Source organism: Flavobacteriales bacterium, assembly GCA_020635855.1.
Lineage (GTDB): Bacteria > Bacteroidota > Bacteroidia > JACJYZ01 > JACJYZ01 > JACJYZ01.
Genome location: JACJYZ010000002.1, coordinates 466,309 through 491,845, shown reverse-complemented (window position 1 = coordinate 491,845; position 25,537 = coordinate 466,309). Strand labels below are relative to the sequence as shown.

The following is a 25,537-nucleotide window of genomic DNA, read 5'->3' as shown; positions in this document are numbered from 1 at the left end:
TAGCATTTAAACTTCAAACCTGTCCACTTGTACAGGAATGACAAATAGGTTACTTAATGTTTTTACTCTTAAAAAGCCTTTGTCTTGTGCTCGTCTTATTGATGGTTCAAAGTCTGCAAAATCATAATACTTGCATAGTTCCTTTGTTTCATCTGTATTGTTCAAGTGGCTAATAAACCAATTGGCAGTGTTTTTAAGAATGTTCTTTTGAATGCTACTCACTTCTTGAGTAGCATACACCATTCCGATGCGATATTTTGAGCCTTCCTTTGCAGTCCGAACCCATATATCTGATAAGTCCAAATCATTACCTGCGGGAAGAATATTGTGCGCTTCTTCAACGTAAACTAAGATTTCAGGAATGTTGGTCTCACCCTGAACAAATTTTCTTTGATTTTCTTTGAAAATTTTTGTCATTATGCGTGTTGCCGAAGATTTATTGAGTTCAGGTTCGCCACTTGATTGGTCAATTATTACCAATTTACCCTGAACAAGGTGGTTGTATATATCTTCTGCATAATCACTTGTTGTGTCCGCACTATGTTGTTCTGCCGCTTTACCGATTTTTCTGGTTCCGTTCGGATATTGGAAGATGCCTATAATTTTTTTCAAATCTTCATCAGCCCATCTGTCACCTGAACCATTTGGACGACTTACATAGGCGTTTTCAAAGGTTGTGTAATTGCTGCTACTATCTCGGATGAATTTATCTAATGCTTCAAATGCATTGGCAAGCTGTCCCCAAGAAGGGCTTGGGTTTGAAAATACTTGTGCTGCTGATACATATTCAGGGTTTGGTGGATTGTTATTCCGTCCTGTTTGCAGGGCAGTGAGCAAGTCTTGATTAAAAAGCCCCCTTGTGCTTGCTCTTAAACTTTGAGGAACTTGAAAGCCTGCTCTGGCTAACACTGAACGATAAGCTAATAATCGTCTATTGTAACGTGTTGTAGCACTTCGGTCATTGGGGTCAGGTTCATCAAAACTGACTTGGCAAAATTGCCTGATGTAATTAGTGCTATCTTCCGATAAGATGCTATCGATGATGCTTTTTCCAATTTGTGTATTACTTGTTTCAAAGAAATTTAGAAGCATTAAAGTTCGTTCAGGGTCATTCGGATGTCTTGTAATTCCATAGGTAACCACTTCGTCTGACTTTACTCCATTTGGCAAAAGTTGCCACACATTTTTTAGTGCGGAATTATTGTCCTGAACATTTTCATTTGCATACTCACCATTTGGGTCAAAAATAATTTGCCCTATTCTTAGAGGTTTATCGTTTGGATTTTCATTTGTCCTTAATTCAAACACGGATTTGGCAATAATTTTGGTCGTGTTTGATTTACCTGTTCGGGTCATACCGAATAATGCAGACTTTTGAGATAGCAAGTCCGCAGGATAGATATAAACAGGAACATCATCAATTTGCTGATATTTGCGATTTGTCGAAGCATATCGAACAAAACCAAGCTTTACTCTTTCGGTATTTCCATATTTTTCGATATGATCCTGAATACTTGTAGGGTCTGCGTAGTTTACGATTTGTTCAAGTGCCTGACCGTTTGGCTTATAGACTTTCAGTCCCCTGTTGGGATAGTAATTGGAAATATCGCTACCAAATTTCAGATTTAGAGGTGCTTCACCATTGTGTCCGTTTTCTTCGAGAAAGAATGTTCCAATAATTCGGCATTGAACACCTGCAAATCCAAGAATATTTTTAGTCCGCAAGTCCATTGAACCTGCGTCATCCCAATGTTTTTCAGTCTCTCCGCTAATTCTTTGAGCCGTTTCAACTCTTATTCTTTCTGCTTCTTTGTCTTGTGGCAATGCTGCTGCATCCATTACCCGCAAAAGAACAAATGAAGCATCTTCCTTTTTAAAGTCAATATCAGGTTTGCTTGGGTCTACTCGTGTTGCAATTAGGAAACTCAAACTTGGTATTCCACCAACTTTTTCTCTATAAAAGTCATGAATGATTACTCTCGCTGTTTCATAGTTAATTGAGTAGATGTCACCAACATATTGGTCAGCCTGAATTAGTTTTTGAAACCATTGTTGGCTTTCAACCTGTTTGTCGTTTTCTCGTCTTGAGTTCAGTCCTTGTTCTATGCTCATATTTACAATTTCTTCGTTGTCAAATTTAACTTTTCGTCCGTGCGTTGGCTAAAAAACAGGCTCTTTTGGTTTTTTAGCGTTGGCTTTACGTGTCGGCAAAAACCAAATGTGCCTGTTTGCGCGTTGGCTTCTTAGCATGTTGCCCAACGGCTCTGTGTATGAGCAGTAGCGGATTTCAAGGCGATTACCTGTCCGGCTACCACCAAAGTTAATTAAATACACTGACCTTGAATTTATCACTTCACCCGCTATTGCTTATACACTTTGTTGGGGCATCGTGCTTTTTTATTTTATTCTTATGTCCACATTGTCAACCGGTTAAATTGTCCGTAGCTGTTCTCTGTGCCATTGTCTTTGTCTCGTTTCAGTCGCGCGTGGGGCATTTTTGAAAATTTCTTTTTCTAGGGTGGACAGGCACACTCTTTGGCTGGCTTTGGTCTGCGGGTCGGCTCTGAGCGGCCAGCCAATGTGTGTGACTGATGCGTTGGCATTATTTAGAAAGTTGCATTATCCTGTACGCTCCCCTTGCTACTACAAGAAATACAATAGTCCCGATTATCAAATCCGGATAGCTTGAGTCTAACCAGTTCACCAGAATGTGCGTCTTAAAACAAATCCGGACAAAAGGCGATCTAATTTAAGTCATAGATTTAACATTTGCTGACGGTGGTATTTTCTTCTTTGTTTCATGGTTCTTTCTTTGATTTGTTTTCGTCTGGCCAGGATCTGTTTATCCCTGCCGAAGAATACGTCGGCAGGGGTGAGATTTTCCAGTGATTCATGGTATCTACGGTTGTTGTAATATTCAATGAACTCAGCCAGTGCCTGGCGCAACTCATCGGGTGAATAGTAGTTGTCCAGCTTGATCACATTCTTCATGGACTGATGCCAGCGCTCGATCTTTCCCTGGGTCTGTGGATGACGGACTCTTCCGCGCACATGCTTGATCTCTCTGTCCTGGAAGAAGTCAGCCAGGTCTTTGGCGATGTAACACGGGCCATTGTCGCTGAGTACTTTGAGAGACTGTGTGGTTTTGTCAGGAACCACACCGGTGATCTCAATGGCCTTATCGATATTGCGCTGTACGTCATCGGCTGCCATGTTGGTGCATAGTTCGGCATGGATCACGTAGCGGGAGTAATCATCCAGTACCGTGCAGAGGTAATACCATCCCCAGTGTCCCACTACTTTCAGGTAAGTGAAATCGGTCTGCCACATCTGGTTGACCCGGGAGGTCTTGTCTTTGTACTGGTTGGCAGCATGATCCACCACAAAGGCCGGTGCAGTGATCAGCCCTCTTTCTTTGAGAATGGCATGCACGCTGGACTCGCTGATATACCAGCCCCGGTGATCTACGATGTGCCAGGCCAGTTCTCTGGATGAGAGGTCTTCCATGTCCAGGGCCAGCTCTACCACCTCCTGGCGTTTCTCATCGGGGATCCGGTTCCACTGGCTTCTTGCCGCCCGCTTCTTGGGAGCCAGTCCTTCAAACCCTTCCCGCAGATACCGGTCGTACCAGTCATAGAAAGTCGCCTTGGGAATGTCCAGCTCTTTCAGGGTGGCCCGTACGCTCAGATCACTGTTTTCCACTATGGAAATGATCTCCATTTTCTCTGATTGACTGTATCGCATATACCGCTGCCTTTTTAAGCGTCCCCACTCAAACTTTTTTTTAGGACCCTATTCTGCAGGGTGAGCTCGGCGACCACTTCTTTCAGCTGGCTGTTCTCCTTGCGGAAATGATCCACTTCGGTGGTGTTGGCCTCTCGGAGGGTATCTCCTAAAAGCCGTTTCTTACCGGCTTCCAGGAAGTCTTTGCTCCAGCGATAGTAGAGGTTGGCGGCAATACCTTCACGGCGACATATCTCTGAAATGGATAGCTCGCCCTTGAGGCCTTCCAGTACGATTCTGATTTTCTCCTCAGCGGAGAACTTGCGGCGGGTCCTGCGTTTGATCTCACGGACTACCGCTTCGGGACTTTGATCTTTCTTTTTCATGTTTGGACTGTTTTTCAAGGTTCCGGTTTTTTACCTTGAAAGCTAGCTTTCAAGGTAAAAAACTGTGACTAAACTATTGTACCTTAACAGTCCGAATTTTGCTTACGCTGGACAATTGATAATGTTAAAAAAATAACTTGGCGGTGCGCAGCACCGCTTTCGGCATTTATGCCGAAAACACTTTAAACATTATCCAATCTTAGGCGGCTGCCAGATAGAACCGGAATATTGAAGGGAATTGAAGTTCTTGTAGAAGGTCAGTTGTGTTTCATGATTTTCGAATGGCTCCGAAAATAAAATAGCAACTGGAACTGTACATCCTAGACATGTTGTACAGGACATGAAAGGATTACATAGGTCATTGCAGCCATCTTCCTCATTCTCTATGGGTTGCTGGTTCTCTGTATCTGAATTGTGGATGGATGCTATACAGATGTCTTCGTTACCATAATCAATCACATCCATTATTGGCTGCACGTTGAGTGCAACGATGTAGATTGAAAGTATGATTGAGAGAATTTTCACAGTCGCAAAATTAACTAAAGTTGGTTAAATTCTCAGTATTAGGCGTTGGCAAAATTTGGCTCTTCCCGCTTTTTGTCGTGGTGGCTATGTGCGTTGGAAAAGCGGGATGTGCCAAATGTGCGTTGGCAGAAATTTTCAAAAATGTGAAGCGGGGGCTTTTTCTTTTTTCTTTCTTGTTAGTCATCATTGTCCTTGTCCGGTTACAAGGTTGGTCAAATCGAGTTAGTCCGGTCGTACAGTCGGTTTGTAAAACGATATGTCTTTTGTTACTCGTCATTGTCAATGTGTCCGTTGTCTTTTTTTGCATGTGCCCCAACGGTTCTCGGCTTGGCGATGTGGCGGATTTTCAGCACAAAAGTTCAATAGAATTACTGCTGTTGAACCTTGCACAAATGTTTCATAGAAGCACTTCAGCCGCCATATTGCCAAACCGATGTTATATGCCGCTTTTCTTTCTGTCATTGTGCTTTTAATATTTTGTCGGCAATGGTCAAACAGTTTTCAATTGTTCCACTCATTCCCATATTTTCCGTTTCAAGTTTGTGAAGTTTGTTTGCAATTTCTTGTCTGTCCGCTTTTGCTTTTACAAGTCCGAAGATTTCAGGAACGTAACCTTGATATTCGTCTCTTGGTGCAAGGTCATTAATGCCAATTGGGTCCCAGTCAAACCAAAGTATGTCGTCAATTTTTTTGTAAAGCAAAAAGTCTTTAGCTGATGTTAAGTTGTCTTTGAACTTCTTGTTGCGACTAAACAACAGAATTGCAGATTTAACTTCTTCTTCAAGTCTATTGTCGTCAAAATATTCTGTTGCTTTGAGAGCCAAACTTGCAATGTAGTGTCCACTGTCGCTGTCAAACGGAGCAGATTGTCCCGAAGCATTGTATGTTACTTTGGCTACAAGTTCTGCAAGTCTTAAATAATTTTCAGGTTCGTAATTTTTATTTTCAAGTCCGAATACTCTGATTTTGGTAAATTGTTTGTGAGCTTCTTTCCATCGGTCTTTGTCGTCTATGATTGGATAAAGTTCACTAATTGAAGTCGGAATGTTTTTTATGTAATGGTCAAAACGAGACAAAACAAGTCCTGCCCAACCTGGTCTAATGTCGTTAGGTATGTTCTCATAAATCTCTCGTCCGATTTTGATATTAGTTTTTATGTCGTATTGTTCTATCGTCATAAAGTGGCATATAACGGTTTGGCTAAAGCTAGTGCGGCTTTCCGTAAATTCCTAAAGAACCGAGATCGTCATCGTTAACCGCGTCTTTGTCTGCCGAAGACGAAATGGCCGCATTAGCTTTAGGTTTTGTTGGGCACAGTATTTTTTATTTCTCATTAAATACAACGTCAAATTCAGTAAAGGACAACTTCTCATTTTTAATCTTACTTATGTCTATATCCTCATCTGTCAGGAATTTTTGAAAGCTGTAAATTTTCTGTGAACTTGAGTTTTCGAATTCGTCAAATGGGATGCTCAGAATGAATTTCTGGTTGTTTTCAAAAACTCCAAACATATCATCTTCCAAATTCATCTTTTGTCGAAGTTGGTAATCATTGTATAGTACGTATGTCTTAGAATCTTCTTTACTTATTGAAAGTCCAACTGAGTTATCTGCGTAGTTATCGTCTTCAGGTGGAAATCCTAAAAACCAGTAAACCATATTGTGGTAATTGTAATGATCGGTCATTAAGTCTTTTGGTAACTTAATCACAGTCCAGTTACCTAGTTTGGCCTTTTCGAATTTGTACGTATGAACATTACCTGGTGCAGGAAGCTGTCCCCAGTCTTTCAATTTTTGTTCTACGGATTTAAGGTTTTCTCCTTTTACGAGAATATACCTTTCGAAATCTTCTGACTTGATAGTTTCATGCGTAAATTCATTGTTCCTTTTGTTTTCCTTTTTTTGATTAGAACCACATGAAAGTAAAGTCAGGAGCGTGAATAAAATTGTGATTGTCTTCATATTGTGCCCAACGGTCTCGGCTATGAACAGTTGGGGATTTTGAGCCCTAATTTTCAGTTTAGCACTGACTTTTGTTTTACGTTTATAGTTTCGTTTAATGACTTACGCCCCAATTGTTTATAGCCATTGTTGGCTGTTCGTTGTTTATTTTCAGAGTCCAAAATAATAATCTTTCATTTTGTTCGCCATTAACTTTCTTCGTTGCATTAGAAAGTCTTGGTAATCGTCAATATTCATTTCCATAATTTCTATTGGAACGCAATTTTGTTTTAGATTGTCCATAAGTTCAAGCTCGGTCGAAATTCCGCTAACTTGTTTGTTATTTTCAATCATTTGAGTTTTTATTTGCTCAAAATATTCTTTCGGTGGTTTGTTTCCGACTTTTATATTGATTTCCGACTGCATATAAACGTAATTAGCAATTTGATTGTATTTTCCTCTGTCCAATCCGTTTTTCTTCAAATAGTCTTTTGGGAACAAATGATGAATGTCGCCTCGAAGCGAAATCAAGTCGCTAATCAAAACGTCCTTTGATAAAAACCCTCTGTCGTTTGCTTTTACTTGTGAAGCGAGAAATACGTGAAAATAAGGACTACTTGCAACAGAAGTGTCTAAACTTTGTGGGAGTGAAGCGTTCCAATAAGCGTCCGAAAGTTCAGCTTCTTCACGTTCCATTAAAATTTCGTTGAACGGTTTGTTTGAAATTTGCTTGATGTCAAAGTCAAACGTGCTTTCAGGCGAACCTGAATATCGTCCTGTAAAAATTGAATATACAAACCAACGTCTAACATAGGTTTCAATATCAACCGAATTTACATTAAGGTCTTTTAGTTTCAAGTAAAGGATGTAAGCAAAGTTTATCGCATTTTGAGAACGAATGAGTTTTGGAGAAATAAATCCAGCCGATTTTATTATCATCAAAAACCGTTTAAAATTGGTTTCATTGATAAAATTCTCAACGCCATTTTTTAAAGTTTGAAATGATTTTTGTGCAATTTCGGATTCATATGTTCTTGTTTCAAAATTTCTACCTGAAAGTAAACTTACCAAGTCCGAAAGTCGTCCTCTATTAAATTGTGAAGTAAACGCAACACGGATTAAATCAGTATAATCTGGGTCGTAAAGGTCTTCGTTTTCAGTTTTTAGCCATTGCATTTTTTGAAAGTAAGTTGTTCTTGCAAATTCCTTATCGTTATCTACAATGTGCTTGTAAAAATCAGGAGCAATGGTTAAATGGCAAAAATAATCAATCGCTTTTCTCAATTCGTTTCCACCATTGTCGGTATCGGCTGCAATTTTACTCATCGCAAAATCGGCTTGGCTTAAAACAACTCCTTTTGAGTTGATTCGGATAAAGATTTCCGTAACCGTTTCAATGTCCAAATCGGAGGTTAATTCAATCATTCCTATTGGTTTTTTGACGATTCCGATGAGTTGCGAAAATGATTTTTCGATTAAATCTTCGTCAATTTCGGGATTCAATGCCGAGTAATCACGTACTAATTTCAATAAACTGATTTTTCCCGAAAATGCATCTGTAATGTCGTGAAGCCAAGTCTTATCTTTTAAAATTGCTGGATTTTGAACTTCAAAACGTTCTTCAATAGGATTGAATGCAATTTTGATTTTTACTCTTTGATAGGTTTTATTGATGACATATTGACCGAGAATTGCGGCAGTCAAAGCCGTTACTCTTTGTTGTCCGTCAATTAACACTTTTTTTCCCTCGCTTAAACTTCCGTCTTTGAGTTTTACATTTGGATTTCGCCAAGCAATGATGTAACCGACCGGATAACCTTGATAAAGGCTGTCCATTAAATCACGAACTTTTGAACTGTCCCAAACAAATGGTCTTTGAATTTCTGGAATTGCGATTTCGCCTGAATTTACCCAAGCCAAAATCGTTTCGATTAGGTGTTGGTTTACTGAATATTTTTGCATTAATTTTTTTCTATTTCTTTCGTGATTTTTCTTTTGGTGACGGTTCTTTTACAATGACAGCCAACGGTCAAGTATAAGAGCAGTAGCGGATTTAACGCACTAATTTTTCGGATAACAAGATACTTAATTAAAAGCAAAAACGGTTTAGCTGAGTACCCAAACCGCTATTGCTCTTATACAATGTTGTAAGCTGGCTTTCTTTCTTTTCAAGTCTTGGTAAGTCTCTTATAATGGTCATTTTAACTGTCTGATTTACTTTTTGTCTGGCTTTCTTGTCGGCAGGTTTTAAAAATTTTAGAAGGGAAGGGAATTTTAAAAAATAATTTTTCTTTGGGTGGTAAAGGTGTAAGCTCTTCCCGATTTTTCTTCGGGATGTGCTTACACCTGTGTGATGGCTATTTTCATCTGTTGAGCTTTTCTTTCGCGGTGTCCACTAAATAATAAACCATAGGAACTAAAAACACAGTCAAAACTAGGGATGATAGAAGCCCACCAATGATTACCCAAGCCAAACCGTTTTTCCATTCTGCTGCTGTTCCTGTTGCCATTGCAATAGGAAGCATACCAACTACCATTGAAAGCGTTGTCATTAGAATTGGTCGCATACGTCCTTTTCCTGCTATGATTAAGGCTTCTTTAAAATGTTTGCCTTCTGCTTTTAATTGATTAGTAAAATCCACAATTAGAATAGCATTTTTTACTACTAAGCCCATTAGCATAATTAACCCAAGCAAGGCAAATAAACTCAAATTGCTTAACGACAAATTCAAAGCGAAAAATGCTCCAATAGCTGCTACTGGAATAGAAAATAATACTACAAATGGATAAACAAAACTGTCGTAAAGTGCTACCATAATCAGGTATATCAGCAAAAACGAAATGAGTAAAACGGAACCTAATGCTCCAAAACTATCATTCTGTCTTTTGATGTCACTTCCCCAAGTCATTTGTATTCCGTTTGGCAATGGATTTTCTTTAAGATAAGCCACTACATCGTCTGCTACAGTTCCTGAAGGCCTTCCTAATGCGTCTGCGGTTAGTGTAACTGCTGGTTGGCGGTCTTTTCGTTCTAACAATGACGGAGAATTGTCTTGCTCTACGTTTGCAAACTGTGAAACTTCAACTGGTATCCCCATAGGGTTAATGATAGTAAGTTGTTGAACATCTTCAAAATTTCGTCTGCTAAATTCATCTAACCAAATTCTCACGGGATATTCAGTTCCGTTTTCGGTTAAAGTGGCATCATCATTTCCTGTAAAGGCAGTTCTTAGGTTTAATCCAACATAAGCGGTTGTTAAACCCAATCGTTGCATTTTATCTTGGTCGGGAATTATTTTGTATTCGGGACTACCTGCTTCAACGGATAAGCGAACATTATCCGCACCGGGAATTTTTTCTATTACTGTTTTCAATTCATCGCCTGTTTTCATCACCAAATCCAAATTGCTTCCGCTTAACGTAATTTCAATTGGTGCAGAACGTGGAATTAAACCCAATGCTGCCATTGAATAATTGATAGTCGGAAATTTTGACTTTAGTTCTTCCCGTAGATTTTTCATAAATGTTTCGGTAGGTAAATTATTCAATTCTTTTTTGGATTTTAATTGAATTGTAAATTCAGTTTTATTTGCTGAACCTACGCCTAAACTTCCAATGCCGGTGCTTGGACCGCCAATATTGCTGAATACAGTTGCTACTTCGGGTTGTTGAATAATGTATGTTTCAATTTTTTGAGCAATTAAATTGTTTTGATGTATAGATGTGGACTTATCAAATTCTAATACCATTTTAAATTTTCCTTGGTCGCCAGTTGATATTAATTCTTTACCGATAATTCCTTGTTTCATAATTCCTAAAGTCATTGCAAAAAGCACAATAACGATACCTGTAAAAGCTAATTTATGGCTCAATACCCATTCTAATCTTCGACCATACCATTCATTAAAGTTTTCTAATTGAACTTCAAACCAAAGCAAAAAACGATTAAAAAAATTGGTAGGTTGTAAGTCTTCTTTTTTACCAATACGAGAAGCCATCCAAGGCGTTAAAGTAAAACCAACCAATAAACTGGTGAGAGTGGAAGTTACTACTACAACCGAAAACTGTTTGAGCATATCAGCAACAAACACTTGTAGAAAAAGAATAGGTAAAAAAACTACAACGTCAACCAAGGTGATGGATAAAGCGGCAAAGCCAATTTCCATTCTACCATCCATTGCAGCCGTTCGTTTATCTTTTCCTCTGTCCAAATGTTTTTGAATGTTTTCTAAAACTACGGTAGCATCATCTACCAAAATACCGATGATTAAAGACATTGCAAGCAAGGTCATTAAGTTTAAGGTGTAACCCAAAAGCCACATCACGGCAAAGGCAGTAACTAAAGATGTTGGAATGGCAACCAAAACGATTAAGGAGTTTCTAAAACTTCTTAGAAATAAAAGCATTACTAACGACACCAATAATACTGCTAAGATTAAATCAAAAACAACGGAATTTACGGCTGCAATCGTGTTGTCGGTGCTATCGTCTGCAATAACAAACTTTACACCCGAAATTATATGTTGTTGTTCAATGGATTGTAATTTCTCCCGAACTGCTTTTGAAACATCTACTGCATTTGCATCGCCTTGTTTTTTCAACAGTAATCCAATCCCATCTTTTCCATTGTATCGACTGATGGAAGTCGTTTCTTTTATACCATCAATTACATCTGCTATGTCTTTTACATAAACTGGACTTCCTAAAACAGGCATAGCGACCTGGACATTTTTAATATCCTCAATAGATGTGAATTTTCCCGTTAAACGAACTGAATTACTTTCCTTATCGGTTTGCACCTTTCCTGCAGGTAAGTCTAAGCCAGAACGATTAATTGCTTCAACAACCTGAAGCATTGATATTTTATATAGTTTCAGCTTTTCCTGATCGATTTTAACTTGTATTTCTCTTTCCTCTCCTCCTAAAACAGTAATCTCTGCTACCCCTTTTATTTGCTGAATTTGTGGCAGATAATCATCTTTCATTTTCTGATAAAACTCGGTAGCAGACAAGTTACTTGTTGCACTGATAGACATTATCGGTAAATCATTGGGCGAAACTTTGCTCATTACAGGACTCAATATCTCGTCCGGTAAATCCTTCCGAATATTATCAATATAGCGTTGTGCATCTTGCATTGATTTGTCCAAGTCGGTTCCGTAGTTCAGATTCGCGATGATGATAGAAGCATTAGGCAATGATTTCGTAACCAAATAATCTACACCCTCCAAGTTGGATAAAGCATCTTCGATTTTTCGTGAAACAGATGTTTCTACTTCATTTGGTTCAGCACCCGGATAAACTGTTTTGATAACAACTACTGGCTGATTAAAATCAGGCATTAATTCGTAGCTCAAGTTTTTATACCCTATAAAACCTAATAAAGTAAGTACGCTGAAAAGCACTATGATCAGCGATGGACGTTTGATTGATATTTCTGTAATATTCATTTTTCGCTGATTTTATTTAACAGTTACATTCGCCCCATCAAAAAGATTGATTAAGCCATTTGTTACAATTACATCACCTTCATTTAATCCATTTGAAACAACTGCATTGTTCTGTATCTTTTTTGAAATAGTGATGCCTTGCAAAAGGGCTTTGCCATTTTTCACAACATAAACCTGGGGTTGGTTCTCTGTGCCTTTTATGGCAGATGACGGTATGATAATTCCATTTCCAGATGTCTCGCTTTTGAGTAAAACTTTACCAAACATCCCAGATTTTATTTTCAAATCTGATGTGTTATTTACCGTAATCTGAACAGGAAAACTACTGCCCATATTGGCTTTACTACCAATCATAGTAGTTTTTCCAGTCAATAAAATTTCAGAATAGGCATCTGCCGAAAGAGAATAGCTTTGATTTAATTTGAACTGGCTTAAATCTTTTTCGGGAACATTTACGGTGAATTTTAAAGTGGTAATGTCCGTTATTTGGAGCAATGGAACGCCTGGTGCAGCAAAAGCTCCTTCTTCACTTAATTTAGCAGTTACCACTCCGCTAAAAGGAGCTCTAATAGTGGTTTTGCTTATCTGCTCTAACAAAGTTGCTTTTTGAACTTTTGCAGATTTCAAACCTAATTCCGCCTTTTCCAATTGAACTCCTTGAATGGCATCTGCTTCAGCCAAAATGGTATAGCGGTTTACATCTGCTTCCAATCCTTCTATTTGCACTTCAATAGTTTGCAGTTGCAATTTCAGCAATGAATTATCCAATAGAATTAAAGGTTGTCCTTTGCTTACCACGCTTCCAGCATCAACTAAAATGGTATTGATTTTACCTTGTAGTTCAGCACTTATTTTGGTTTCCTTATTTGGTTGAAATGTTCCTGTATATGAAGATTCTGCATTTATAACTTCAAGTTGCAATGTATCTCCTTGAACATTTATAGCTTGTTCTTTATCGTATTGATAGACTCTTTCTTCCGCAATATTTTTGTTTGTTTTGAGCTTAAAAACAAATAATGCAACAATCACTACTGCGACTACAATACCTATTATTTTTTTCCAATTCATTTTGACTGATTTTAATTATTGAGTGAAATGTTTCCTGTAAGTTTTTTTAATTCTAGATCTGCTTTTAGGTAATCGATTACCGCAGTCAGGTAGGTTTGCTGTGCTTCGTGTAGTGCGTTGTCTGCAAGTAAAACATCCGTTAAGCTTGCCGTTCCTTGTTTCTGTTGAAGAACGGTTTGCTCATAGATTGTTTGAGCTAATTGAATTTGTTCAGTTGTGGTTTCTACGTTTTTTTTAGCGACTTCTCTTTGTAGTTTTGCATTTTCAACTTGCATATTGTTTTGCTCGGTAAGCATTCCAAATTGAAGTTCATTATTTTGGAGTTCAAGCGTTTTCTGATTGATTTTTCGTTGAGTAACTGTTCCGTTAAATAGTGAATAGGTCAATTGAATACCTGCAAAACCAATCGGATAAAAATCAAGAAAGGAAACAGGTTGTCCGTTATAGCCAAAGCCCGTTGTTCCATACATTCCAACAAGATTAAGCGAAGGCAAATACCTTGATTTATTGAGTGTGTTTATTTCACTCGACAATAATCGGTTTTGAGTTTTTATGATACGAATATCTAAAATGGATGCAGGAGTGTATTCATTTGTGTTTTGATATTGAATGTTTGCTTCAATTTGCAGATTTTGTTCGATAGAAATACCCACAGCAAATTTCAAAGCATTTAAAACTTGCTCGTATTTACTTTTGATGGTTTCTTTTTGGGTAGTTAATTGCGATACTTGCAATTTTACCTTGCTTACATCTGTTCCTTTGGCAAGCAATTGTTCATTGAGCAATTGCATATTCTTTAGAAGTCGTTCTGCATTAATCAGATTGCTGTCAATAAAAGCCAATTGATGATGCAGAATTTGGGCATTGTAATACAGATTTGAAATCTCAAAATAGATTTGTTCTTCCGTTTTTTGGTACTGCAAGTCTGTCAATTCCGAAGCGATTTTTGTGGTTTGAATGGCTCCGGAAATTTGTGGATTATACAATGGCATTGAGAGTTGCAAGTTTGCGTTGATGTTGTGAGGAACGCCAAATTTCATTGCTCTGAATTCTCCTTCGGGTAGTGCAGGATTAAAAGCATTCACAGGCAAAAGTTGGTAGGGCAGATTTGTAAAATATTTGTAATCGGCATTGACAGTTGCCTTTGGGATTAAATTAGCTTTCGCTTCTTTCGCTTTTTGCTCACCAATAGCCATTTTGTTTCGGCTCATTTGCAGGCTTTTATTATGAACCTGAGCAGTGTCAATACATTGTTGCAACGACCAAGTTTGTGCTTGTGCAGATTGCAATCCTATTATTATCAATAATAGAATAAAAGAAAGTTTGTGAACATTTACTAACTTCATTGATCAAATTTTTTTATTTCAATAATATGAGTTGAGATTTTTCGGAGGCATAAAGCCAATGTTTCAAATTGGGTGTGATGCTCAAATAATCTCCTTGTTCAAGTTGTATTTCCTGTTCGTTTTCATCTTCATAAGTCACGAAGCCACTCACGCATAGCAAAAGAGCAGGTGTTTTGGTAATGTGTTCTTTCAAAGTTCCATTTCGTACAAGTTGAATGGCGGTAGCTGTCCCAAGTTCGCCTTTGAATAAGTTTACTGCTGAAACTTCTTTTTCTTGTTGGTGTAATCCTATCAAATTTTTCATTGGAAATATTGATTGTATGTTGAAAATGATGTCTGAAGATTGGTAATAATTTTATTTGCTTCTTCTGCGGTTTCGGCATTTGACAGGGATTCTATTAATTCGATATGCGGATGCAGCCACTTATGCAATTCATCGTGGCTTTCGCCTTTCATTGTGCAACTTTTTATTAGCCCACTATTTTTTTCTTTAAGTTGGGCAGCTAAAGCTTGATAATCTTGGGATTGGCTTTCAATGTGTTGATTTAAAATACTTTCTGCTTCAAGGATAAACGGTTTCATTTCCTCATTCACAACCCATTTTACACCACTATTGAGTTTAAGGGCTTTACTTTCATCATCGTGCTGATGGTCATTGTGTTCGGCAACTTCTGTTTGATTATTCGATTTCTCGTTTGAAGCATTACCACAACCGTATAGTAATAAGCTACTAACGGCAAATGCTAAGATTAATTTATTCATTTTACTTTGTTTTTATGATTGTTAAAAGTGATAGTATCAAGTCATTTCCATTTCGAATAATGTCATATTGGAAATTAGCAACTCTCCATTTGTACATTTGAAGCCTAAAAGTACCCATCACGATATGAACTAAATCTTCAGAAGTAATGGAATTGGTGAAAATGTTTTTTTGCTGTCCTTCCAAAATAATGGGCATCAAATGTTTCATTTTTACCGCCATTATTTTTGATATGGTTTCGTTGATACGTTGGCTTTCTTCCATTAATCCGTCTGAAAAAACTGCCACTACAAAGTGAGGGTTCTTTTTAAAAAATGAAAATTGATTTTGAAATAGCGTTGTAAATTTTTCTTCGGGCGATTGTTCACTTAAAATTGCGTTTGTATAGCGTTCATCCATACTTTGAGCAAGATAATCAAGTAAGGCAATTATGATTTCTTCCTTGCTTGTAAAGTGTCTGTAAATGGCACTTTCAGAAAATTTCATTTCCTTAGCCAAATTCTTAATTGTTAGCCCACTTATCCCCGAAGCAGTCAATATTTTTCCTGCTGCTTCAATAATTTCAAGTTGTCTGTCAGAAATTGTTTCTGTTGTCATTTTTTCGCTTTTTAAAGTTCGCCTTTCTCACCATTTACCCATCGCATCATCATTACACGTTCCTGTGGAGTCTGCTTGAATGGGATATTTCCCGCTAATAAATTTAAAAAACGATCCCAAAGATTATCTTTTTTATTCGCTTCTTCTTCCATTTGAGCTAAAGCTGTCATATACTCTTGTTTGTATTGAATAGCATCTTCAATATGGTAAGATTTTGGAATGTGTTTTATAATCTCTTTTGTAAGGTCGTCAATCTCTTGTTTACTGAAATTTTCAAACATCTGTAGTTGAACAAATGCAGAATGACCGATGCCCTGAACAGTATAGATATTAGACTGAATAACAGCCCAAACTCCAAACCAATCCGCACTGTTCATCCCTGAAAAGTGGTCATCAGGATATTTGCCAATTTTTGTAAATATAGAAGAAACGGATTCCGTATTCGACAGAAAATCTTTATAAAGCTCCAAACTATCACTACTAGATTGGCTTTCAATCTTATTTTTAAAATAGGCTAATTGAGATTCAATTTTATCTTTCAAAGAAGCAATTAAATTTACATCTTCCTGAAATTTGCTTTTTCCTAAATCACTTCCAAACATTTTTACAATGTTGTTTGCCTCATCAAGCAAATGAGCTACTTTAACTCTTGCCGTGTTTAACGCTTCCCAATTGGAATTTAAACCTTCTGATAAATGTCTCAACTTAATTAAGGTTTCTAAGTTTTTGTTATTTGTTTCCATTGTCATATTATTTACTTTGTGTTAAAAAAGTTGAATACATCCATACTTGTTTTTCCTGAAAGCGAATGTAATCGCTCATTAAAGCATTTGTTCCTTCATCATTTGCATCAGAAGCTAATGCCAGAATTTCTCTTTGCATAACGATTGTTGTTTTAAATCCTTCAAGAATTTGTTCAACTGCAATCAAACCATCAGAAATTTTCTGGCTTTCTTTTATGGTTGATGTTTTAGCGTATTGAGAATAGCTATGTTCGGGCGTATGTCCCAATGTTAATATGCGTTCTGCTACTTCATCAATTTTTAGCAACAAATCATTGTAGAGTTCTTCAAATTTCAAATGCAGTTCAAAAAACTTTTCACCTTTAATGTTCCAGTGAAAGCCTCTTGTGTTTTGATAAAAAATTGAATAGTTTGCGAGTAACTCGTTTAATTTATTTGCCAATTCTTCGGCTTTGTCTTGGTGCAAACCAATTGAATTTAAATTTTTCATTTTATGTATTTTAAGTTTGTTAATTATTGAGTGATAGATTTCATTTTTAAAAACGCAACTCCTAACCAAATTACAGATGCGGTCATTGCAATTGCACCAATCAATACTAAAGCAGGAGGTAAGCCAAAATACACTTCTGTTAATATTCCTATTGGCATTAATAAACCCGTAAGTGCCAACCAAGAAATAGCTTTCACGTTTTGAAGTTTGTCTCTGAAATGTAGAAGGAAATAGCCAATTAGGATGTTTAGAAAGGCGAACAAGTTCCCGTGAACATGAGCCAGTCTGCTTTCAAAATGCTTGCCGATACTGTATGAGTTTACCCATTCTTCTTTACCCGGAGCGAAGTCACGCAGGTAGATTAATAGAAAGCCGTAAGCCATAAAAAGCCCCATTGTCAGGAAGCCAATTGCTATGTTATTTTTACCGTTCATCTTGTCGATATTTTAAAGTAAGTGAATATTCACTCTGCAAAGAAAAATGAATTGTTTTCACACTTGCAAGTTTTTTTTGAGAAAACCTTAAAATATGACGAAAATCATCTGGTGCGGTGGGTAATTGGCTCTTTTGGGGTTTGTATGTGTTTCAGGTTGTGTGAGGGGGCAAACCCCAAATGTGCCAATGTGTGGCTGGCTAAAAATATTTTTTAAAATGTGCGGTGGGAAAATTTTTAAAACAATCAGGGCGGTCTGTTTGTCGTTAAAGTCAGTCCGTAAGTTTATGTTAAAATGTCAAAGTTCGATTTTCAGATGTCTTGTTTTACGGAGTACTGTCGTTCTTTAAGCTTGCTTACAACGGTTTGTGTATGGTTAGTGGCGAATTTCGAAGTACCAAACTTTCGTTTAAGCACCATGTTGGACAAATGATTTAATCTTAATTGTACAGTACAAAACCGCCATTAACTATACACTTTGTTAGCCAACGTTAGTTTTCACTTTTCTTCAACGACCATCCGAATTTCAAACCAAAAACGAAATACGTCAAGGCAATAGAGCCAACTGCAAAAATCGTATCACCAATAAATCTTAACCATTTAAACATACGAATATAATCTTGCTGATTAAATTCTGCAGATCTTGCGTACCACATCCCTTCATCAACACTTGCAACAGTCTGTGCAAGTCCTACTGGTAGCACACTCAATAGAACCATGAGTAATAAGCCAATATTTAAAGACCAAAATGAAAACTTAATAACTAGCTCTTTCCATGGAAGTTGTTTTGAAAGACCTTTAAGTACAAATAGCATCAATCCTATTCCCAACATACCATAAACTCCAAACAATGCGGTATGTCCATGAACAGGAGTGGTGTTTAGTCCCTGCATATAGTATAGGGCAATTGGGGGATTAATCATAAATCCAAATATTCCCGCACCAAGCAAATTCCAAAATGCCACTGATATAAAAAAGTAAATGGGCCACTTGTAATTCTTAGTCCACTCAGTTGCCTTGCTAACTCTGTAATTATGATAGCCCTCATAACCCATAAAGACCAATGGGACGACTTCCAATGCACTAAAAGTAGCACCTAAAGCCAATACAGCCGTTGGGGTACCCGTAAAGTAGAGATGATGAAAAGTTCCAATTATTCCACCTGCTAAAAATATTGCGGCAGAAGCTATGGTTGCTTTTGTTGCAATTGCAATATTGATGATTTTCATTCTAACGAAAAGAAACGCAATTACTACTGTTGCAAAAACCTCAAAGAAGCCCTCCACCCAAAGATGTACAACCCACCATCGGAAATATTCAATAACAGAAAGATGAGTATGTTGTCCCCATGTTAAGCCCGCTCCATAGAAAAGGGCTATTGCGATAGAAGAAATAACAAATAGAATTAAGAGGTTTCTGTCTGCCGTTTTTCTTTTTAATGCTGGTGCAAGGGCACGTAGCATTAAGACTAACCAAAGCAATAAACCTATGAAAAGATAAATTTGCCAAAACCGCCCTAAATCAACGTATTCCAGCCCTTGATGCCCGAACCAAAAATTTGTGTTTAAATTGAAATGCTGCATCACACCCATCAACTGTCCAATTAAAGAACCAACTACAATCAGCAACAACGAGATAAAAAGGAAATTGACACCTAAGCGTTGAAACTTGGGTTCTACACCCGAAACTGCTGGTGCTATATATAAGCCTGTCGCAAGCCAAGAAGTAGCTATCCAAAAAATTGCGATTTGAACATGCCATGTACGAACTACAGTGTATGGAAGTATTTCAGATAAAGGGATGCCGTAAAACCCTTGCCCCTCTACACCATAATGGGCAGTAATGACACCCAAAATAACCTGCACAAGAATAAGAAGAGAGACTGTCCAAAAATATTTTAGAGTTGATTTCATTGAAGGGGTCGGATTCAATCCCTTCAATGGGTCTTTTGACGATAAATGTGATTCGTCAATTTCTTCTTCACGATTTTTTGCCTGATAGAACGCTAAAACACCTATACCTAACAACAACATAATTATACTGAACCCAGTCCATAGTACTAAAGAGCCCGTTGGCCTGTTTTCAATAAGTTTTTCAGGAGGCCAGTTGTTCGTGTAGGTTATACTTTCATCTGGTCTTTCTGTTGAGCATGCCCAGGAAGTCCAAAAGAAAAACGCATTTAACTGGTAGAGCTTCGTCTTATCCGAAAGCGTATTCTCTTTCATAGCATATTTTTCTCTCAAGACAGCTAATTCCTTGTCGTCAGAGAAAAGCTTTGAGTAATATTCAACATTATTCTTGATTGCATCTCGCCTAATTTCACTGATATGAAGAACTTCAATGGATTCATCAAAAGTGTTCTTTCTGATTTCCTTGGATAATCTTGCTTGTAGAGCAGCTTTCTGTTCTTCGTTTAATTGTTCGAAATCATTATTGAAATTTTGATTGCTCCATGTGTCAAGAATATAAACGGCTTCTCTATGAATCCAATCGGCATTCCAGTCTGGTGCCACATAAGCACCATGACCCCAAATTGTTCCCAACTCTTGGCCACCTATTGACTGCCAAACTCGTTGACCTTCTTGAATGTCTTGTTTTGTGAAAAGTATTGTTCCGTCAGTCGAAACAACTTTTTCGGGAATTGGGGGAGCTTGTCTATAAATTTCAATTCCATAGTATCCTAAAATGGCAAATGAAATCGTAACTACCAATATGAAGTAAATCCAAAGTTTTTTCATGATATGTTGTTTTTATGTTGGCTAACGGTTTGGCTAAAGCTAGTGCGGCTTTCCGTAAATTCCTAAAGAACCGAGATCGTCATCGTTAACCGCGTCTTTGTCTGCCGAAGACGAAATGGCCGCATTAGCTTTAGGTTTTGTTGGGCACAGTATTTTTTATTTCTCATTAAATACAACGTCAAATTCAGTAAAGGACAACTTCTCATTTTTAATCTTACTTATGTCTATATCCTCATCTGTCAGGAATTTTTGAAAGCTGTAAATTTTCTGTGAACTTGAGTTTTCGAATTCGTCAAATGGGATGCTCAGAATGAATTTCTGGTTGTTTTCAAAAACTCCAAACATATCATCTTCCAAATTCATCTTTTGTCGAAGTTGGTAATCATTGTATAGTACGTATGTCTTAGAATCTTCTTTACTTATTGAAAGTCCAACTGAGTTATCTGCGTAGTTATCGTCTTCAGGTGGAAATCCTAAAAACCAGTAAACCATATTGTGGTAATTGTAATGATCGGTCATTAAGTCTTTTGGTAACTTAATCACAGTCCAGTTACCTAGTTTGGCCTTTTCGAATTTGTACGTATGAACATTACCTGGTGCAGGAAGCTGTCCCCAGTCTTTCAATTTTTGTTCTACGGATTTAAGGTTTTCTCCTTTTACGAGAATATACCTTTCGAAATCTTCTGACTTGATAGTTTCATGCGTAAATTCATTGTTCCTTTTGTTTTCCTTTTTTTGATTAGAACCACATGAAAGTAAAGTCAGGAGCGTGAATAAAATTGTGATTGTCTTCATATTGTGCCCAACGGTTTGCGTGTATGTGCAGTAGCGGATTAGAAGCACATACTCTTCCGTTTGGCACAAAGTTTCTTAAATGCACAGACCTTCGATTTACCACTTCACCCGCTATTGCACATACACGCTGTTACCTGCTGGCCTTCTGTCCACCGTGTCGCTTTGTGCTTTGTCAAAATTGAGTTTCTGTGTCATTGTCCATTGTCTGTTGTTTGCATCGGATCGTGCGTTGGTGTATTTTTATTTTTTTTAGCGTTGGGATTTTTTTTTAACAATTTTTCTCTACATTGGCAAAGCGAGCTCTTTTGCAATTTTGGGTCTGTGCACTGGCTTGTGCGAATTGCAAAAGTGCTTGCTTTAGGAATGATATTTTTAATTTATCTGTAACCAAAATGACCCACCGTGTTTTTCTACATTAGTCAGGTTCGGATGATTCCACATAGGTGAAATAATCTTTGCCAGTTCTGCATCCTCACTTATAAAATAATTTGGCAAAATAGTTTTGAACTTCTCGGGATTTGCTAAAATAAATGCCGCAAGCATATACTGCTCGTTGTAAAATCTATCACACATAAATTGAGGATAATCAAAAGGAAGATATATGTCATGAATATGCACAATAACTCCTTTCTTTAAAAATGGAAGTAGCTCCAAAAAACAAATCATTGCATCAGAATTAGGAAAAACACGATGAGAATTATCAATGAATAAAATATCATTCTCAATTAATGATTCAATGATGAACTTATTATCAGACAAGTTTTCAAAAGGCTCTCTAATAACCCTGTCCGCTAAATGGTCTATATTGGCTCGAGGGAAAGGGTCAATGGAAATAATCTCAGTATTTAAATTGTTTTCTTTAATAGATTTTCGTGCTACTTTGGTCGAATTTCCTGAACCAATTTCAATGTATCTTGCGGGTTTATATTTTGCAATGATTCCATAAATACCAACAATATCAAGTCCCGGCAGAAAACCATTATTCCAAGTAGGGTTATTTTCATCTGTTTCATTACTTGAATCTTTAATTTCGTGCATTCTTTCAATATATTTTAAGAATGACTCTAAAAGGTCTTTGTACAAAGGTCTGTTCCTGTTTATTAAATCGAATAAAAGGGTATGGGCAGGATTACCATGCCCATACCTTGGTTTAGCAGTTACTTTGTATTCTAAATGAATGCTCTGAAATTTTGGTGATAGAAATCTATACACCGACTTGATTTTTTCCATCATTACTATTCTTATTTGTTTAAGATTATTTTACGAATTGAAACTGAATTTGAATTATTGATTATTTTCACTAAATAGATTCCTGTGGGATATTTTGAGAGGTCTATCTCTATTTTCCGTTGCGAATTGTATTTTTCGCTGTAAATGATTTGACCTCTTGGGTCAGAGATTTCAATAGATTCAATATCTTCTTTCTCTGACAAAATTTGTATTTTCCCATCAGAAGGATTGGGGAAAACGGTAATATCATTTTCAGATACAAAGGCAATAGAATCATTCTCTAAATCCATACCTGCCATTTTATAATTGGCCGGGCTATTTGTCTTATACATATTAACCAAATAATTCCCACAAAATTTGCGCATGGCTAGTAAATATTTTGGTTCGTTTGATTTTGCCTTTACAAGATAATATCTTGTATTACTACCTCCATTTGCAGCCAATGGCCAGTCATCAATAAAAGGAACACTATATTGCGGATTTGCAGACCAGTTCCAATTCCAACCGCTTTGGTCATTTTTCAAATCCATTGTGGTTGCCCATGCAGCAGTAGAATGAGTTTGTAAGAAAAATAATTCGTCTTTGTTGTCTGAATCCAAATTTCCTGCTAAAATTCTATCAGTAGTTAAGGGTGGATATGTCCATCCATTAAAATCATTTGCGCCATATGTACTCCATCCCCATTGCCAGTTGCCATTATCAAAATGGAAAAGCGTTGACCAACTATCAAATCCTAACATTTCAACTTTGCCATCCCCGTCAAAATCACCAGGTAGCATATTCGTTCTATATTGTCTTATTGCATGATTGCTTCCATAATCTGACCAGTCCCAAATAAAATTGCTGCCATTCCATTTGAATGTTGTCGTCCATCCATTTGGAAGGTCGCAACCAAATAGTTCATCTTTCCCATCCCCGTTAAAATCTCCTGCATAAAATTTGTCTTTATATGGCCTTATGGGATGTGAGGCATTTCCATTGTCAGACCAAGTCCACTGCCAATTACCGCTATTGAATTTGAATAATGTAGTCCAGCCGTTAATATCATTCCCAAGAAGTTCATCTTTTCCGTCACCGTCAAAGTCCCCAACAATAAAATTGTTACGGTACGGATATATTCCATTACCAGCAGATGATGAGCCATAATTGCTCCAATGCCATTCCCAATTATCATTTACATATTTTAAAACAGTAATCCAGTCATTTGTCCCACCAGTATATCCTACACATAATAATTCTTCTGTCCCATCTCCATCGAAATCGCCTGTGTAGAATAAATCTCCGTCCTTAACATTATGGCCATTAATATTGCCGCTTCCAAAGTTTGACCATGCAATATTCCATCCATTATTATAGTTTGGTGGAGTAGAAACAAACTTTAGAATTTTTACGTCCATTGGGCCGAAAGAAATAGGCAATTGCTTATTGGAAGCATACCCAACATAATATTGACTGCCAACAGTGCCATTTGTCGGATTTATATTTGAATTTCTGTTTACCTTATAACTGCTACTTGTTACAGGGTATTGATTATTATCAAATAGAACATTTACACCTGTCGAACTTTGGATTTGCTGATTGGAAGAATTTGAAAAATTTAGTGTTACTGAAACTGCAACATTCAAAGGATTTGTAATTATCATATAAGTTTCTGTTCCATTGCTTCTGATGGTATAGCGCAAGCCGTAATTTTCTGTTCGCTTCTCAGAAGGTAAATATGTTGGAATATAGGATATTGCAGCAGGAACGATACAATTCGGGTCAGCAAAATCGGTTTTTGTAGCAACTATTGTATTTGCATCTGTACTGATAATATTTTTGTTAGATAATAATCGCAGTTCTTGGGCAAGGTATGCAGTATAATTCCGATAGTTTGCAGGGAAATAGCTTCTGTCATATCTATTAGGTATAGATGGATTATTCCAGCTATTTGTTTCACCAGAGTTCCAAGAATAATTAATGTCCCAAAACCAAATACCTTTAGCTCCGTGAATAATTGATGTATATGCCTGAAACCAAAGCCAATTTGCATTTGGAATGCTAAGATTTGAATGGTAATGTGCTAAATAATTTGAGCCGACTGAAGTGCCTTCAATATTGATGACCTTATGAACTTCAGAAGAATAACTTTTTGCATAATCAATTGACTTAAATGCACCAAGGTAATGGAAGCCATTACTGAACATTCCAGAGTAATTTTGATTTATCCATCCTGATGATGGAAATTGTGTGTATGATCCTTCAAAAAATATATCCCTATTATCATTTTTGTTTAAGAGTTGAATATATTGCTGTGGATTAAATGATCCTTCACCATCGTTTGTATTAGCATTGATGTTTTTGTGGTGGTTGGCTTCCATCACAATCATTTTGTGATTTGTTATGCCTGCCGATGAAAGGGAATTTTTGAAATAAGAAATTGCGCTGTTGACATTTGTGGGAGGAGTTTCAACATTTTTAAAATAACTTGGATTACCCCAAACATTTCCCTGACAGTTATTTGCAAAATGTTGATAATGATAATAAGATGCTTCTTCGCATATATGATAACCCCAAATTATATCCTTATATGGAGAAACCTTGTAAATATTATTGATGAAATTATTTATGTTGGCACGAAAATAATTTTGAGAATAAGGGTTTTGACAAACTCCGATAGAATTACCGCAATTATCGTAAACATTTGTCCCATATCCTAAATAGTTACCATTTATATCAACAGTAGGTTTATAGTAATGTCCGGCACCTAATTCGACTTTGAAGTTGTTTGCTTGTGATAATTTCAAGTAACTTTTTAAGAAACTTTCAGAAATCCATTCATTTGGGGAATAAGTTTGATAAATATTAAATCCGTCATCAGATAAAATATTTAAAACACTTGTCTTATACCCATTGTCCAAAGGTGTTTCAAAAGGGAGTTCACATCCACTCACAATATGAGTTTTGCATGAGGTTGCACCGAATATTCCTACTTTGAATTCATTCGGCTTAATGGGCTGTTGCCCATAATTAGATATTGGAAATGCCAAGCTAATTCCAATAAGAATTGATAGAGGTTTTTTCATTTTATCTTGATTTTAAAGTTAAACTTATATTCATTTTTCTCCTATTTTCAAGGTTGGCAAAAAATGGCTCTTTTGGTTTTGCGAAGGGTCGGCTTGTGTATCGGGCAAAACGAAATGTGCCATTTGTGCATCTGGCTAAAATTGTTTTTAAAAAATGCGGTGGGAAAAAATAAAAATACAGAAGCGTGGGCTTTGGGGTCGGCTGTCTGTGGTTTCGTTTGTCCCGTTATGTTTTGCTGTCTTGTCA

Annotated in this window: 17 protein-coding genes and 1 pseudogene; all 18 read right to left on the bottom strand. The window is 37.0% G+C overall.

Annotated features, from left to right (window positions below; genetic code table 11):
• Positions 1–6: 6 nt before the first annotated feature.
• The 18 genes and pseudogenes from H6585_02100 to H6585_02015 all read right to left on the bottom strand — a co-directional run bounded on the left by H6585_02100 (position 7) and on the right by H6585_02015 (position 25,290).
• Complete coding sequence (locus tag H6585_02100; GenBank protein ID MCB9447120.1) at positions 7–2,112, bottom strand: ATP-binding protein; 2,106 nt, start codon at positions 2,110–2,112, stop codon at positions 7–9.
• Positions 2,113–2,754: 642 nt separating this feature from the next.
• A pseudogene (locus tag H6585_02095) lies at positions 2,755–4,109 on the bottom strand (IS3 family transposase).
• A 983-nt stretch (positions 4,110–5,092) separates the two neighbouring features.
• On the bottom strand, positions 5,093–5,812 hold the full coding sequence (locus H6585_02090) for a hypothetical protein (protein ID MCB9447119.1): 720 nt from the start codon (positions 5,810–5,812) through the stop codon (positions 5,093–5,095).
• A 145-nt stretch (positions 5,813–5,957) separates the two neighbouring features.
• On the bottom strand, positions 5,958–6,596 hold the full coding sequence (locus H6585_02085) for a hypothetical protein (protein ID MCB9447118.1): 639 nt from the start codon (positions 6,594–6,596) through the stop codon (positions 5,958–5,960).
• Between the two features lie 150 nt (positions 6,597–6,746).
• Positions 6,747–8,537 (bottom strand): DUF262 domain-containing protein, encoded by a 1,791-nt coding sequence (locus tag H6585_02080; GenBank protein MCB9447117.1) that lies wholly within the window; start codon positions 8,535–8,537, stop codon positions 6,747–6,749.
• Positions 8,538–8,938: 401 nt separating this feature from the next.
• Positions 8,939–12,025, bottom strand: a complete 3,087-nt coding sequence (locus H6585_02075; protein MCB9447116.1) for an efflux RND transporter permease subunit — start codon at positions 12,023–12,025, stop codon at positions 8,939–8,941.
• 12 nt (positions 12,026–12,037) lie between these two features.
• Positions 12,038–13,093: an efflux RND transporter periplasmic adaptor subunit gene (locus H6585_02070; GenBank protein ID MCB9447115.1), complete on the bottom strand. Its 1,056-nt coding sequence runs from the start codon at positions 13,091–13,093 to the stop codon at positions 12,038–12,040.
• An 11-nt stretch (positions 13,094–13,104) separates the two neighbouring features.
• Positions 13,105–14,439, bottom strand: a complete 1,335-nt coding sequence (locus H6585_02065; protein MCB9447114.1) for a TolC family protein — start codon at positions 14,437–14,439, stop codon at positions 13,105–13,107.
• A gap of 13 nt (positions 14,440–14,452) precedes the next feature.
• Positions 14,453–14,743, bottom strand: coding sequence for a hypothetical protein (locus H6585_02060; protein ID MCB9447113.1), 291 nt, complete (start codon positions 14,741–14,743; stop codon positions 14,453–14,455).
• The gene (locus tag H6585_02055) at positions 14,740–15,201 is read right to left on the bottom strand and encodes a hypothetical protein (protein MCB9447112.1); all 462 of its coding nucleotides are present in this window, start codon (positions 15,199–15,201) and stop codon (positions 14,740–14,742) included. The genes H6585_02060 and H6585_02055 overlap by 4 nt, the downstream gene beginning before the upstream one ends.
• Before the next feature lies 1 nt (position 15,202).
• Positions 15,203–15,796 (bottom strand): TetR/AcrR family transcriptional regulator, encoded by a 594-nt coding sequence (locus tag H6585_02050; protein ID MCB9447111.1) that lies wholly within the window; start codon positions 15,794–15,796, stop codon positions 15,203–15,205.
• A gap of 11 nt (positions 15,797–15,807) precedes the next feature.
• On the bottom strand, positions 15,808–16,539 hold the full coding sequence (locus H6585_02045; protein MCB9447110.1) for a hypothetical protein: 732 nt from the start codon (positions 16,537–16,539) through the stop codon (positions 15,808–15,810).
• Positions 16,540–16,546: 7 nt separating this feature from the next.
• Complete coding sequence (locus H6585_02040; protein ID MCB9447109.1) at positions 16,547–17,029, bottom strand: DNA starvation/stationary phase protection protein; 483 nt, start codon at positions 17,027–17,029, stop codon at positions 16,547–16,549.
• Positions 17,030–17,052: 23 nt separating this feature from the next.
• Entirely contained in the window at positions 17,053–17,463 is a 411-nt protein-coding gene (locus H6585_02035) for a hypothetical protein (GenBank protein ID MCB9447108.1), read from the bottom strand.
• Between the two features lie 490 nt (positions 17,464–17,953).
• Complete coding sequence (locus H6585_02030; GenBank protein MCB9447107.1) at positions 17,954–20,200, bottom strand: nitric-oxide reductase large subunit; 2,247 nt, start codon at positions 20,198–20,200, stop codon at positions 17,954–17,956.
• A gap of 156 nt (positions 20,201–20,356) precedes the next feature.
• Positions 20,357–20,995, bottom strand: a complete 639-nt coding sequence (locus tag H6585_02025) for a hypothetical protein (protein MCB9447106.1) — start codon at positions 20,993–20,995, stop codon at positions 20,357–20,359.
• Between the two features lie 372 nt (positions 20,996–21,367).
• Positions 21,368–22,225, bottom strand: coding sequence for a class I SAM-dependent methyltransferase (locus H6585_02020; protein MCB9447105.1), 858 nt, complete (start codon positions 22,223–22,225; stop codon positions 21,368–21,370).
• Positions 22,226–22,236: 11 nt separating this feature from the next.
• On the bottom strand, positions 22,237–25,290 hold the full coding sequence (locus H6585_02015; protein MCB9447104.1) for a T9SS type A sorting domain-containing protein: 3,054 nt from the start codon (positions 25,288–25,290) through the stop codon (positions 22,237–22,239).
• Between the last annotated feature and the right edge of the window lie 247 nt (positions 25,291–25,537).

Coding starts and splice junctions, on each gene's coding strand:
- H6585_02100 (MCB9447120.1), bottom strand. CDS start 2,112: ATGAGCATAGAACAAGGACTGAACTCAAGACGAGAAAACGACAAACAG.
- H6585_02090 (MCB9447119.1), bottom strand. CDS start 5,812: ATGACGATAGAACAATACGACATAAAAACTAATATCAAAATCGGACGA.
- H6585_02085 (MCB9447118.1), bottom strand. CDS start 6,596: ATGAAGACAATCACAATTTTATTCACGCTCCTGACTTTACTTTCATGT.
- H6585_02080 (MCB9447117.1), bottom strand. CDS start 8,537: ATGCAAAAATATTCAGTAAACCAACACCTAATCGAAACGATTTTGGCT.
- H6585_02075 (MCB9447116.1), bottom strand. CDS start 12,025: ATGAATATTACAGAAATATCAATCAAACGTCCATCGCTGATCATAGTG.
- H6585_02070 (MCB9447115.1), bottom strand. CDS start 13,093: ATGAATTGGAAAAAAATAATAGGTATTGTAGTCGCAGTAGTGATTGTT.
- H6585_02065 (MCB9447114.1), bottom strand. CDS start 14,439: ATGAAGTTAGTAAATGTTCACAAACTTTCTTTTATTCTATTATTGATA.
- H6585_02060 (MCB9447113.1), bottom strand. CDS start 14,743: ATGAAAAATTTGATAGGATTACACCAACAAGAAAAAGAAGTTTCAGCA.
- H6585_02055 (MCB9447112.1), bottom strand. CDS start 15,201: ATGAATAAATTAATCTTAGCATTTGCCGTTAGTAGCTTATTACTATAC.
- H6585_02050 (MCB9447111.1), bottom strand. CDS start 15,796: ATGACAACAGAAACAATTTCTGACAGACAACTTGAAATTATTGAAGCA.
- H6585_02045 (MCB9447110.1), bottom strand. CDS start 16,539: ATGGAAACAAATAACAAAAACTTAGAAACCTTAATTAAGTTGAGACAT.
- H6585_02040 (MCB9447109.1), bottom strand. CDS start 17,029: ATGAAAAATTTAAATTCAATTGGTTTGCACCAAGACAAAGCCGAAGAA.
- H6585_02035 (MCB9447108.1), bottom strand. CDS start 17,463: ATGAACGGTAAAAATAACATAGCAATTGGCTTCCTGACAATGGGGCTT.
- H6585_02030 (MCB9447107.1), bottom strand. CDS start 20,200: ATGAAAAAACTTTGGATTTACTTCATATTGGTAGTTACGATTTCATTT.
- H6585_02025 (MCB9447106.1), bottom strand. CDS start 20,995: ATGAAGACAATCACAATTTTATTCACGCTCCTGACTTTACTTTCATGT.
- H6585_02020 (MCB9447105.1), bottom strand. CDS start 22,225: ATGGAAAAAATCAAGTCGGTGTATAGATTTCTATCACCAAAATTTCAG.
- H6585_02015 (MCB9447104.1), bottom strand. CDS start 25,290: ATGAAAAAACCTCTATCAATTCTTATTGGAATTAGCTTGGCATTTCCA.